General features: G+C 41.0%; 7 protein-coding genes. 5 read left to right on the forward strand and 2 right to left on the reverse strand.

What is annotated here, in order from left to right:
- Positions 1–5: 5 nt before the first annotated feature.
- A complete protein-coding gene (locus ABJF57_RS07845; RefSeq protein WP_462234018.1) occupies positions 6–2,183 on the reverse strand; it encodes a methyl-accepting chemotaxis protein in 2,178 nt (725 codons plus the stop codon).
- A 225-nt stretch (positions 2,184–2,408) separates the two neighbouring features.
- Here ABJF57_RS07845 and ABJF57_RS07850 point away from each other — a divergent pair, with 225 nt between their 5' ends.
- Positions 2,409–3,680 (forward strand): alginate export family protein, encoded by a 1,272-nt coding sequence (locus ABJF57_RS07850; RefSeq protein WP_462234020.1) that lies wholly within the window; start codon positions 2,409–2,411, stop codon positions 3,678–3,680.
- A 52-nt stretch (positions 3,681–3,732) separates the two neighbouring features.
- Here ABJF57_RS07850 and metG read toward each other — a convergent pair whose 3' ends face one another.
- A complete protein-coding gene (metG, locus tag ABJF57_RS07855; RefSeq protein WP_462234021.1) occupies positions 3,733–5,787 on the reverse strand; it encodes a methionine--tRNA ligase in 2,055 nt (684 codons plus the stop codon).
- A 98-nt stretch (positions 5,788–5,885) separates the two neighbouring features.
- Between metG and typA the strand changes: the two genes are divergently transcribed.
- From typA to ABJF57_RS07875, 4 genes are all read left to right on the forward strand, one after another.
- Entirely contained in the window at positions 5,886–7,697 is a 1,812-nt protein-coding gene (gene typA, locus ABJF57_RS07860) for a translational GTPase TypA (protein ID WP_462234023.1), read from the forward strand.
- A gap of 150 nt (positions 7,698–7,847) precedes the next feature.
- On the forward strand, positions 7,848–10,706 hold the full coding sequence (locus tag ABJF57_RS07865; protein ID WP_462234024.1) for a M16 family metallopeptidase: 2,859 nt from the start codon (positions 7,848–7,850) through the stop codon (positions 10,704–10,706).
- A gap of 135 nt (positions 10,707–10,841) precedes the next feature.
- Positions 10,842–12,689, forward strand: coding sequence for a M61 family metallopeptidase (locus ABJF57_RS07870; protein WP_462234026.1), 1,848 nt, complete (start codon positions 10,842–10,844; stop codon positions 12,687–12,689).
- A 41-nt stretch (positions 12,690–12,730) separates the two neighbouring features.
- Positions 12,731–14,074 carry an efflux RND transporter periplasmic adaptor subunit gene (locus ABJF57_RS07875; protein WP_462234028.1) on the forward strand — a complete coding sequence of 448 codons (1,344 nt, stop codon included), beginning with the start codon at positions 12,731–12,733 and terminating at the stop codon, positions 14,072–14,074.

Raw genomic sequence — 14,074 nt, forward strand, 5'->3', positions numbered from 1 at the left:
TTCGATTATTCCTTTAGATTAAACTTTGAGAGCTCATCTTTAAGGCCAGAGGCAATTTCTGACAAATTAGTAGATTTCGTTTTATAGTTTTCCATTCCTGAGGCGAGTTCAACAGCTGAACTGGCCACTTCCTCAGTCCCCGCGGCGGTTTGCTCTGCAATGACAACTACTCCTTCAATGATTACGACCACTTCCTGAATTTTAGTCAATTGATTTTCGCTTGCTGAGACAATTTCCTCTGAAAGAACCAAAGTATTATTCGAGGATTCTGTGATTTCATTGAATATTTCAAGAGCCGCACTTGAGACCGCCGTTCCACTTTGCACACGCTGACTCATCTCAGTCATGGCTTTGGATGTTTCAAGGGTGTCTTTCTGAACATCCTTGATCAGCTGCTCAATTCTTGTGGCCGACTTGCGAGAGTCCTCAGCTAACTTCCTTATTTCTTCAGCGACTACTGCAAACCCCCTCCCTGCGTCTCCGGCTTGTGCTGCTTCAATCGCGGCATTTAATGCTAACAAATTCGTCTGTGAAGCAATTTCGGTAATCACAGATAATACTTGATTGATTTCATTGGATCTACCCTTGAGCACCTCGATTGACTCGCTACTCTTCGTGGTGTACTTTAAGATATCGGAAATACTCACCTTAAGCTCATTAAGCATCCCTCCACCTTTCTGGCTTTTTTCTGATCCTAATTTTGCAGCATCATTGATGGCTTTAGCCTTTATCTTCATTTCATTGGAAGTACCCAAGACTCCTTCGATCAACTGAGAAGATTCATCTACTTTTTGTACCTGCGATTGTGCGCCACTGCTCATCTGACTTGTCGCAGAAGCAATTTCTCCCGTGCTTCTGGACATTTCCTCACCAGTCACCAACATTTCAGACGCTGAAATTTCCACGTTCCGCGTTATTGATACACTATCAGAAAGTAATACATTCAACTGATCCAGTGCGAGATTCAAATTATCCGTCAACAGCTTTATATCGCCCTTGCTACTGGTTTCCATCCTTTGTGAAAGATCCCCCTTAGCCATTGCATTTGCTACCCTGTTTACTTCAAAAATAGGCTCTGATACCGAGCCCAAAAGCTTATTCACAGATTCGGCCATTTCCAGCCAAACACCTCTTTTCTCATCAGTTGAAATGCGAGCCTTAAGAATGCCCTGACCGCCTGCCTCGTGTAATGCTTCATTGGTTTCCGAAACGATCTGCCTGAGATTCATCCGCATCCGCTCAAGCTGACTGCCTAGCACATTTTCATCATCAAAATCTCCAAAGTCTCCAGCAAGATTCCCTCTGCTTATCTCAATAGCAAATTTGGTGTAGCTTACCGAACTCTCTACCAACTGATTTAACGAGGTGGTCATATCGCCTATCTCATCATTTCTTGCCCTTTCGATTTTCGCTACTTTTCTCCCCTTAGACAACAAAATTAATCGGTCCCTAACGCCTACAATAGCATCCACAATTTGATTGCTGAAATAGAAACCAATCCATAACCCGAGTACGAGTAGAATCAATGATATCCCAATCACTTTATATACAATGCCTGCAAGCTGATCTGAGAGTTCATCTTTTTTCATCTGAACAGCAGTGTCAATTGAGTCGGTGTAGATTCCTGAAGAAATAACCCAGCCTAATTCCTTAAACAGTCTTGAATATGAGAGCTTTGAATACACCATATCTTCATCCGGCTTCACCATGTAGTACTCTACAAAAGCAGCATCGTTTGCCAACGATTGCTCCACTCGTTCCTGATACAGATTCTTCCCTTCTTTCCCTTCTACTACATTATACTTTTCATCGCTCATTACTTTACCCTGATTCTGAGGCTTTGCGGCATGCATAATCATGGTTGGATAGGGTAGCTGCGTATCGGTTATCCAGAAATAACCCTCTGTACCATCGAAGCGAATTTGGGAAAGTACCCTGAGGGCTTCTGCCATAGATTCATCTCGGTTATCTACAGACTTATGCGCATCTTCCACAATATCATAAGCGAGATCTACTACGTTTTCGAGCCTCAATCTTGCTTTCAACATTTCCTCTCGCTCAAATGAAGCAATGTCTTCCTCACTCTTAGATTGAATGCTAAGAATAGTAACTGTGCTTATAATAGTCACAGTTGACAGTAATAATCCGCCAATGAACAGCGCAATCTTAATTCTTAGGTTCATTAAGAAGTTCGGTTTTGGTGTTGATGATTGAAAAGGTGATTAAATATAGTTTTAATGAGCAAATATGTCTGGTAAAAGACGAACAATGAATAAAATTCATAGACGTAGTTGGATTCTCTATCAATAATCTGTGGTAATCTGGAACTCATTATTTTTGCCTCTTAGGTGAAACCTAACATCTAGTACTCGTCGCTCTACTGTATAATTCTGGATTGAACATCATTTATGATAAAAAAGGCATTATTAATCATTGTCAAGCTGATGCTTATTCAGCAAGTTGGAATAGCACAATTTAAACTGAGCGCGGAGTTCCGACCCAGGGCAGAATTTAGAGATGGATACCAAACCTTGAGCGAACCTGATGAGAAAGGTGTTTTTCTTATCACACAGCGTACCCGACTCAACGCGTCATTCAAAGACAAAAACAAGATTGAATCCTTTCTTTCATTTCAGGATATTCGAACGTGGGGTCAGTTCAATCTAAACACCACTGCCTCTACGGTGAACCTTTATCAAGCCTGGCTAAAATTCAATGTGGTGGATCGCTTAAGCCTTAAACTGGGTCGGCAGGAATTTGAATATGACGATCTTAAAATTCTTAGTAATAGTACCTGGCGACTCCAAGCACGTACGCATGATGCCGCATTGCTACAATGGCAAAGTGCTGACTCCAGCTTTCAAGTGCACCTAGCCGGTGGTGTTAACAACGATCAGCAGGTACTTTTTCAAACCCTGTATACCACAAGTAATTATTACAAGAATATGGGCATGATTTGGCTCAATAAGAAATTGACGAATACTGAGCTTTCATTTTTGTTTCTGGATCTAGGTCAGCAATTGGCAGATACATCTATAAATCACTTCAAGACTATTGGAATATATGGTGTTCAGAAATTTGGTGATTTAAAGCTAACTGGAAGCTTCTATTTGCAGCGTGGCAAGAATCAGTCCGACCAAAATGTAGAAGCAAGCATGGTTGCTTTACAACTCGAAGTTCCCTTATCTCAAAAGACCAGCTTTACAGGTGGATTTGATATTTTATCTGGAACAAGTGCTGAAAATCAGCAAGATCCAACATTCAATGAAACCAATTCTTTCATTCCTCTTTACGCACGAAGGCATAGATATTTTGGTGTTCAAGACATGTTTTATGCCGGGGGATTTAATGTACCTGGAGGGCTGGCAGATTATTTTGTGAAATTCAAGCACACGGTGAACGCTAAATTGAATACCGCAATACACCTTCATTCCTTCTCTACTCGAGAAAGCATTTTTGATGCCACCACTAGCTCCATCACTGGTGAAAAACATCTGGGATATGAAGTAGACGCGTTTATTAATTATAGTCCATATAATGACCTAAGGCTCGGGTTTGGATATACGCAGTTTTTTGCTACAGAAAGCATGCGGATTCTTAAGCAGCGAGGTGATGAAGGTGAAATGGCGCACTTTGCCTATTTGCAGTTATCGTATACGCCTACTTTTTTCAGTAAATGAATAAAAAGGTTACTCAATCAGCAGCCTCTTTCAATTTCTTCATTCTCAGATTCTAAGCTATGCTCGCCCCATTTTGAGCATCCGCGCCTGGGCTCACTGCCACCAGTTTCCCATCAGAGTTCTCAGCAAACAACAGCATGCCTTGAGATTCTACTCCCATGATCTTACGTGGTGCCAAGTTTGCCATCACGGTCACCTTCTTTCCTATCATCTCTTCGGGAGTGAAGTGCTTAGCTACCCCACTCAATATCGTGCGAGTTTCCATTCCCATATCCACAGTGAATTGAAGAAGTTTGTTCGACTTTTCGACTTTTTCGGCGGTCTTGATCTCACCAACTCTTAGATCCATCTTCATGAAGTCGTCAAAGACGATTTCTTCTTTTAAAGCTGGTAAATCCGCTGTGCTATTTTCTTGTTCGTTCATTTTCTTCGTTTCCAATAGTTTATTCACTTGAGTCTCTACGTCCTTATCTTCAATCTTCTCAAACAGTAGGGTTGCTGTATTCAGCTGATGATTGTCAGGTAAAAAATCCATTCCACCTGCCTCTGTCCAAGTTCTTTGCTCTGTATTTAAAATCTGAGTCAATCGCTTTGAAGTAAATGGAAGGAAAGGCTCACACAGGATTGTCAAGTTTGCGCTGATTTGTAAGGCTATGTTAAGAATGGTCTCTACTCGATTTTGATCTTCTTTTATCAGTTTCCATGGTTCGGTATCAGCCAGGTATTTATTACCTATCCGAGCCAGCTCCATCATCTGTATCAACGCTTCTCTAAATTTAAATTGATCCAGGGCTGCTTCAATTTTGGACGGAGCAGCGCTCACAGCCTTGATTACCTCCTCATCAATGGGCTGTAACTCATTTCTAGCAGGGACTTTACCCTCAAAGTACTTATGTGTGAGCACCACTGCGCGGTTTACAAAATTGCCAAAGATGGCTACAAGCTCACTATTATTTCTTGTTTGAAAATCCTTCCAGGTGAAGTCATTGTCCTTCGTTTCGGGGGCATTGGCTGTGAGTGTATATCGTAATACATCCTGTTTCTCAGGAAACTCTTCCAAATACTCATGCAACCAGACAGCCCAATTTCTGGATGTTGAGATTTTATTATTCTCCAGATTCAAAAATTCATTCGCCGGAACATTGTCTGGCAGTATATAAGATCCTTGAGCCTTGAGAAGTGTCGGGAAAATAATGCAATGAAATACGATATTATCCTTGCCAATAAAATGAAGGAGTCGGGTATCTTCAGACTTCCAATAGTCTTCCCAGTTCTTCCCTTTATCCTGAGCCCACTGTTTCGTTGCGGAGATATAACCTATAGGGGCGTCAAACCAGACATAAAGCACTTTACCTTCTCCACCTGCTACGGGTACGGGTATCCCCCACTTCAGATCTCTAGTCATAGGCCGGGGACGCAGGCCATTGTCTATCCAGCTTTTACATTGACCATAAACATTTGACTTCCACTCTTTATGCCCTTCAAGCAACCACTTTTTTAGCCATGGTTCATACGCATCAAGAGGCAAGTACCAATGCTTTGTCTCTTTCATGATTGGAGCTTCTCCACTGAGCATGGATTTAGGGTTCTGGAGCTCGGAAGGACTTAGCGTTGTCCCACAATTCTCACACTGATCGCCATAAGCTTCCGTGAAGCTACAGTTTGGACAGGTACCTTTGATGTACCTATCAGCCAGAAATTGTTGTTCCTTTTCATCAAAGAACTGCTCTGAGGTCTCAACTGTAAATTTTCCATCGCCTTCCATCTCCTTGAAAAACGCTGATGCAGTTTCATGATGCAGTTCTGAGGATGTTCGATGATAGATATCAAAACTGATCCCAAATTTCTCAAAAGAGTTCTTGATTTGATTGTGGTAAAAATCCACTACCTCTTGTGGTGTCTTCCCCTCTTTTCGTGCGCGTAGCTCTATAGCCACGCCATGCTCGTCAGATCCGCAGACAAAGGCCACATCCTCGCCTTTGCTTCTTAAGTACCTGGCATAAATATCAGATGGGACATATACTCCCGCTAAATGTCCAATATGTACGGGACCATTGGCATACGGAAGCGCGGCTGTTATTGTATGTCTTTTGTATTGTTTACTCATAAATTCGATAAGAGAGCGCAAATATAAGTTTTGTGTCTACGTGACATAGTGCATTCCACAATCATTCTATCTAATTTTGCGCCCGAATACACAATCGAATGCAAGAAATTAGAAATATCGCCATCATCGCACACGTTGACCATGGCAAAACTACGCTCGTTGATAAAATCATTTACGCTACTCAGGAATTTCGCGAAAATCAAGAAAAGGGTGAATTGATTCTTGACAACAATGACCTGGAACGTGAAAGGGGCATCACCATTCTTTCCAAGAATGTATCAGCAGAATACAAAGGCGTAAAAATCAACATCATCGATACACCTGGTCACGCCGACTTTGGTGGTGAAGTGGAGCGAGTGTTGAAAATGGCAGATGGGGTTATTTTATTGGTAGATGCTTTTGAAGGCCCTATGCCACAAACACGTTTCGTACTTGGTAAAGCCCTAGGACTCGGACTTGCTCCTATAGTAGTAGTCAACAAAGTAGATAAAGAAAATTGTCGCCCTGACGAGGTGCATGAGCAAGTGTTCGACTTGATGTTTTCGCTTGATGCAACAGAGGAACAGCTTGATTTCCAAACACTTTATGGATCAAGTAAGCAAGGGTGGTTCAGTGAAGATTGGCAAAAGCCAACTGACACTATCCTTCCTGTATTGGACAAAATCGTGGAGGTAATACCTCCAGCTCCATACAAAGAGGGCGTACCAGCAATGCAGATCACCTCACTTGACTACTCTTCGTTTACGGGGCGAATCGCTATTGGGCGAATCGTTCAAGGTGACATTAAGGAGGGAGCAAGTCTTGGCATCAGTAAAAGAGACGGTTCGCTGAAAAAAGCAAAAGTGAAGGAGGTACACGTATTTGAAGGATTGGGCAAAAGAAAAGTAGAATCTGCAAGAGCCGGAGACATTTGTGCAATTACAGGAATTGAAGATTTTGAAATTGGTGATACGATTACTGATTTCGAAAACCCGGTGGTTCTTCCTCGCATTGCTATCGATGAGCCTACCATGAGTATGCTCTTCACAATCAATGATTCTCCATTCTTTGGTAAAGAGGGGAAATTCGTCACTTCGCGCCACTTGCGTGATCGCTTGATGAAAGAGCTCGAGAAAAACTTAGCGCTTAGAGTTCAGGAAACAGATAAGGAAGATAAGTTTTTAGTCTTTGGGCGTGGTGTACTTCACTTGTCTGTTTTGATCGAGACGATGCGTAGAGAAGGCTATGAACTGCAAGTTGGTCAGCCACAGGTGCTTTTCAAAGAAGATGATAATGGTCAAAAACTTGAGCCCATCGAGCATATGGTGATAGATGTTCCTGAAGAGTATGCAGGGAAAGCCATAGAGTTGGTAACCCAGCGTAAAGGTGAATTGAAAGTAATGGAGCCAAAAGGCAATATCCAGCATCTGGAGTTTGAAATCCCTTCACGTGGACTGATTGGGTTAAGAAACAATATGCTGACTGCTACAGCTGGCGAAGCAGTTATGACACACCGATTGAAAGAATATCAACCTTTCAAAGGCGATATTGCAGGAAGAATAAATGGTTCCCTTATTTCGATAGAAAATGGTCCTGGTACTGCATATTCAATTGATAAGTTACAAGATAGAGGGTCATTCTTCGTCGATCCTGGAGTTGACTTGTATACCGGTCAGGTAATTGGAGAGCATTCAAGAGGGAATGACCTGGTAATCAACATCCAAAAAGGAAAGAAGCTAACCAACATGCGTACGTCAGGCACTGATAATAATGCTAAGATCATTCCTGCAAAAAAATTCAGTCTTGAAGAAGCGTTGGAATACATCCAGAAGGATGAATACGTTGAGGTAACCCCTAAATCCATTCGAATGAGGAAGATTTATCTTGATGAAAATCAACGAAAGAGAATGGCCAATGCTGAAAATGCCTAACTAGCAATAAAGATCAACAATTTTGAAAACCTGCCACATGGCAGGTTTTTTTTGTTAAAAAACACTACCATCTAACGGATAGATGAGTTAATGAGTCATTTTTAGTTATCTTTTCAGCATATAATTCAATCCACTCAAAAACTCACGATTATGAAAAAAATCTCTTATTTATTGGCCCTTCTCATTGGTTTTGTGGCAATAGCCCAGACTAAACTTGTGGAGAAGGTGACGAAAAAAGGTGACGAAATTGTCATTCCATACGAAAAGTATGTCTTAGATAATGGTCTTACGCTGATTATTCACGAAGATCATTCTGACCCCTTGGTTCATGTAGATGTCACTTATCATGTTGGATCAGCACGAGAAGAATTAAACAAATCAGGCTTTGCTCACTTCTTTGAGCACATGATGTTTCAGGGATCTGAAAATGTGGCTGATGAGGAACATTTTAAGATTGTTACAGAAGCAGGAGGTACCTTGAACGGAACCACTAATCGAGATAGGACTAACTACTTCGAGACAGTACCTAGCAATCAACTTGAAACCATGCTATGGCTGGAAGCTGACCGTATGGGATTTTTCCTTGATGCGGTTACACAAGAAAAATTTGAAGTTCAACGAGCGACTGTTAAGAACGAAAAAGGCCAAAACTATGACAACTCTCCATATGGAAAATGGCGAGAAGTGAATGCTGGATCACTTTATCCATTTGGACACCCATACTCGTGGTTGACTATTGGGCGTTTGGAAGATTTGGATCGCGTTGATGTAGAAGATCTCAAAAAATTCTTTCTAAGATGGTATGGGCCAAATAATGCAACATTAACTGTAGGTGGTGATGTTGATCCTAAAGATGTCATCCAGAAAGTTGAAAAGCTGTTTGGTGTGATCCCTGGTGGTCCAGATGTAAACCCATTGGAGCTTGCCGCTCCTGAGTTAGCAAGCGATCGTTATGTTTCATATGTTGATTCCAACATTCGCTTTCCTGCTCTACTTCTGACATTCCCGACAGTGCCAAGATTCCACGATGATGAAGCTGCACTCGATTGTCTTGCAGAGATATTGGGTACAGGAAGGAGCTCATATTTCTATAAGAAGTTTGTACTTACAAGAAAGGCGATTCAAGCATCCACCTTCCACCCTACTAGCGAGCATGCAGGTGAGTTTACCTTGTTTGCGTTACCATTCCCTGGCGGAACATTGTCAGAGTTTGAAACACAAATCAGGGAGATTCTTGCTGAGTTTGAAGAAAATGGTGTAACCGATGACGATATCATCAAATTCAAAGCCAACCAGGAACAAAGCATGATCAATGGTCTGGCGAGTGTAGCTGGTAAAGTAAGTCAGCTGGCTTCTTATGAAACTTTTTACGGAAATCCGAACGGAATTAAATACGATCTTGATCGATACATGAAAATCACAAAAGAGGATGTGATGCGGGTGTTCAACAAGTATATCAAAGGGAAGTCAGCGGTGATTCAAAGTGTAATTCCAAATGAAGAAACTGCGACTGCCAAAGAGGATAATTATGATATTCCTAGAGAAGGCGACAATCCATTCCCTTCGACTGATTATTCAGGTCTTAGCTACACTAGACCTACTGGAGATAATTTCGACAGAAGTCAAAGACCTCCACTAGGTGAAAACCCATCCATAAAAGTTCCTGATTTCTGGAAGGAGACTTATGCGAATGGCATAAAAGTAATTGGTACTGAAACCAACGAAATCCCTGTTGTGGCTCTACAGCTGACCATCAATGGTGGGCATAAAATGGATGCATATGCACCAAAAAAATCTGGTTTAGCATCGTTGACTGCTAGTATGATGAACGAGGCTACGAAGAATTACACCTCTGAAGAAATACAGGAAGAGTTGAGAAAATTAGGCAGTAGTATCAACATCTTTGGTGGAAGGTCCTCAACTACTATGACCGTTTCATCCTTGAAGAAAAACCTGGCCAAAACTTTAGAAATTGCGGATGAGATGCTTAAAAATCCTGCCTTCAATCAAGAAGATTTTGATCGCTTGAAAAATCAGCAGATGGAAGGAATCAAAGCTTCTCAAAAAAGTCCGGGTAGCATTGCCAGTCAAGTGTTCAATCGTTTAATGTATGGTGATGAGCATATCTATTCGGTATCCTCTCAAGGAATTGAAGAGACGGTAGAAAACATTACATTGGATGATGTACGTGAGTTTTATAGCAAATACTACTCACCCAATGTCTCTGAGCTTGTAATCGTTGGTGATATCTCGAAGAAAGAAATAGATAAATATCTAAACTTTTTGAAAGACTGGGAAAGCAAAAACACAAAGCTGCCTGAACTGCCTACCGCTAAAGCTTCAGATAACACAAAAATCTATTTGGTCGACAAGGTGGATGCACCTCAGTCACAAATTAGAATTGGCTATGTGACAGATCTTGAATATGATGTGACAGGAGATTACTACAAGTCTACCTTGATGAATTTTCCTTTAGGAGGAGCGTTCAACAGCCGTATCAACTTGAACCTTAGAGAAGATAAAGGCTGGACCTATGGTGCACGATCATTCTTCAATGGAAGTGACGAACCAGCACCATTTACAGCTTCGGCAGGAGTTAAAGCAGCTGCAACTGACAGCTCTGTGGTTGAATTCATGAAAGAGATCACAAACTTCAGAACGGGAGGCATTACCGATGCTGAACTTGCTTTCATGAGAAGCGCAATTGGTCAGAGAGATGCAAGAAGCTATGAAACTCCAGGTCAGAAAGCGAATTTTCTAAGACGAATCAATCATTACAACCTTGATAAGAACTTTGTTGACAAGCAAAACAAGATCATAGCTACCATTAGCAAAGAAGAAATCAATGGTTTAGCTAAGAAATACTTGCAAGATGAAAACCTTTACATCCTGGTGGTTGGTGATGGAGCTTCCAATAGGTCTAAGCTTGAAAAACTCGGATATGAAATAATAGATGTTAACGCAAAAGGCGATATCATCAACGACAATACAATTGAAACTAAAAAATAGTTTTCTTTTCTAGGTATTACGTAAGGGTCTGTTCAAATACATAGCAGACCATTCATATAATTTAACCCCTATTAACAAACAATAGGGGTTTTTTTGCGCTTAATAAATGCACGGTATTTGATTACACTATACACTATGAAAAAAAACTTATTGATTCTTCTAGTTGTCCTCACAACTTCCATTCAAGCCCAAGAGAGCTATACTATTAACATTGACCTTACCGCAGCTAAGGATGACCGTGTTCCGGTTGAAATAGTCGTTCCCGCCATTGAACAAGATGAGGTTGAGTACCACATGGCCAAAGTGGTTCCAGGAACTTACAGCATTTCAGATTTTGGTCGTTTCGTAGCAGGATTTAAAGCACTCGATGAAGATGGCAATGCGTTAGAAGTAAAAAATATTTCTACCAACAGATGGGTCATTAAAGACGCATCAAGGTTGGATAAAATCACTTATTGGATCGAAGACTCCTTTGACGATTTCTTAGGATATGGCAGTAATAAACTATTTGAACCAGGTGGCATGAGCATTGAAGCAGATAAGGGTGTTTTCGTAATGAACACTTTTGGCTTTATTGGTTATGTAGATGGCTACAAATTCAAACCTTTCTATCTAACCGTCATTCATGATGAAGAAATACAGGGGGCAACGTCACTCAAAAAAACCTCATCTACCAGTACCTCGGATACTTACACTGCGGAGAATTACAATTTTCTAGCAGATGCCCCTATCATGTACAGTGAGCCTGATATTGTAAGTAAAGAAATCGCTGGTGCGACCATTACCGTATCAGTTTACTCTCCAAATAAAGTACTCTCTGCGGCCGATGTGATGGATACCATCGATGAATTAATGGAGGCTCAAGCCAAATACTTAGGAGGAAAACTACCTGTTGACAGGTATGCTTATCTCATCTATCTATTTGACAGTCAAACTATTTCGGGTTCATATGGAGCTTTGGAACACTCCTATTCATCTCTCTATGCACTTCCAGAAATGGATCCAGCAAGAATTAGTCAGACAGTAAAAGATGTTGCGGCACACGAGTTTTTCCACATAGTTACTCCCCTCAACATTCACTCAGAAGAAATTCACAACTTTAATTATATCGAGCCAAAAATGAGTCAACACTTATGGCTTTACGAAGGGGTTACTGAATATGCCTCTCAGCACGTTCAGGTAAAATATGGTCTATATGAATTGGACGATTTTCTAAATGAGATGAGGGGAAAGATAAATCAGCAAGAACGATACAATGTAAATATTCCGTATACCGAATTTAGCGAGAACATCCTTGAGCCTAAAAATGAACGCAAATACGGAGATGTGTATGCCGGTGGTGCACTAATTGCCTGGTGCCTTGATTTGACCATCATCAATTCCACCAATGGTCAGAAGGATCTTCAATCAGTACTAAGAGAACTATCGAAACAATATGGTCCTCTAAAAGCTTTTAAAGACGAAGAATTATTCTCTGAAATTGAAAAAATCACTACACCTGAAGTTGGCTCATTCTTAAAAAAATATGTAGGAGGAAGTGAAAAATTACCTTACGCTGAAATCTTAAGTTGGGCAGGAATTAAATATGCGCCTGATAATGATGAGATGGTCATAACTGCAGGAAAATTCGCACCAGGACTTAATGAGGATCAAGAAGTTTTTGTTGCAGGGACTGACAATTTGAATGAGTTCGGCAAAGATCTTGATCTTCAAGAGGGGGACGTTTTATTGAGTTGGAACGGAAATGTTGTTTCGCCTGAAACTTTTTCTGATGTCATTCAATCTTACTATGGAGAGGTGGAGGCAGGCGATAAAGTGACGGTAATCGTTAGAAGAGAAGTAAAAGGAAAAATTAAAAATGTAAAACTCAAGGCAAAAGCAAAAAAGGTCAAGTCCTCTCAAAAGCATTTGCTGAAAGCGGTAGAAAACCCAACACCAGAACAACAAAAAGTGAAAGATTTCTGGCTTGGTAGCAGTAACTAATTTGATTTAACAAGGTATACTAATCATAGAGACCTAACACCATGAAGAAAAATAACAAAATAGCATTAATTGGAGGTGTGGCCATAATAGCCATTCTCGTCCTGGTATTCTCTGGAAGTTCATCAGATGCTACAGCGGAAGTTGTAGTAGACGTTGAGCAAGGAGAATTTGTGGTAGATATAATGACTTCTGGGGCTCTGGATGCCAAAAATTCCGTGCCAATCAAAGGTCCAAATGGTCTTCGTAATTATCGTATTTGGAATGTCACCATACAACACATCATTGACGAGGGTACTGAGGTGAAGCAAGGACAATATGTTGCGCGTTTAGACCCATCCGAATTGACCGGTAAAATCAAGGATGCTCAATTGGGAGTTGATGAAACTCAGTCAAAATTTACTCAAACAAAACTGGATACTGCTTTGACCATGCGCCAGGCACGCGATGAGCTCATTAACCTTGGCTATACCGTAAGAGAAAAGCAACTGACGCTAGATCAATCTCAATTCGAGCCGCCCGCAACCATACAAAAGGCTGAAATTGAACTAGAAAAAGCACAGCGATCACTCAAGCAGGCAACAGAGAATTACGAAATAAAGCGTCAGCAAAATGTAGCTAAAATGCAAGAAGCATCTGCTGAGCTTAGAGGAGATAAGAATGAACTGGAAGGACTGATGGCTCTTTCGAAAGACTTCACAATCATTGCTCCTCAGACTGGGATGTTGATTTACAAAAGAAGCTGGGATGGTAAGCCGATCAAAGCAGGCTCTCAAGTGAGTGCATGGGATCCTGTGGTAGCTACCCTACCCGATTTGAGTAAAATGATTTCCAAAACTTATGTAAATGAAGTAGATATACGTAAGGTGAAAGCAGGGCAAAGTGTTGAAATTGGTTTCGATGCATTCCCTGATAAAAGTTTAGAAGGAAAGGTTACGAAAGTGGCCAATGTTGGTGAACAAAGACCCAATTCGGATGCCAAAGTTTTCGAGGTAGAAATTGAAGTTTTTGGTACTGATCCATTGCTAAAGCCTGGCATGACCACAAGCAACAAAATCATTACTAAAACAGTAGAAGACGCACTTTTCATTCCATTAGAAAGTCTTCACTCTCAATATGATTCCATTACTTATGTTTTCAAAAAATCAGGTGGCTCTACGGTAAAACAAGAGGTGATAATTGGCGATGCAAATGCAGAAAATGTTCACATCGTAGCTGGACTGGAGGCTGGAGATCGTGTAAACCTTTCTTCTCTCCAAGGAATGGAGAACAAAGAGGTAAATCTACTTCCTGAGATGGACGGTAAACGCAACAAGCAGGAAGAAGCCGCTGCTGAAGCAGAAGTAACGAATCCACAAGCTACACCAGGTCGTAGAAGAAGAAATTAA

The organism is Ekhidna sp. (assembly GCF_039940915.1).
Taxonomy (GTDB): Bacteria; Bacteroidota; Bacteroidia; order Cytophagales; family Cyclobacteriaceae; genus Ekhidna.

Coding starts and splice junctions, on each gene's coding strand:
- ABJF57_RS07845 (WP_462234018.1), bottom strand. CDS start 2,183: ATGAACCTAAGAATTAAGATTGCGCTGTTCATTGGCGGATTATTACTG.
- ABJF57_RS07850 (WP_462234020.1), top strand. CDS start 2,409: ATGATAAAAAAGGCATTATTAATCATTGTCAAGCTGATGCTTATTCAG.
- metG (WP_462234021.1), bottom strand. CDS start 5,787: ATGAGTAAACAATACAAAAGACATACAATAACAGCCGCGCTTCCGTAT.
- typA (WP_462234023.1), top strand. CDS start 5,886: ATGCAAGAAATTAGAAATATCGCCATCATCGCACACGTTGACCATGGC.
- ABJF57_RS07865 (WP_462234024.1), top strand. CDS start 7,848: ATGAAAAAAATCTCTTATTTATTGGCCCTTCTCATTGGTTTTGTGGCA.
- ABJF57_RS07870 (WP_462234026.1), top strand. CDS start 10,842: ATGAAAAAAAACTTATTGATTCTTCTAGTTGTCCTCACAACTTCCATT.
- ABJF57_RS07875 (WP_462234028.1), top strand. CDS start 12,731: ATGAAGAAAAATAACAAAATAGCATTAATTGGAGGTGTGGCCATAATA.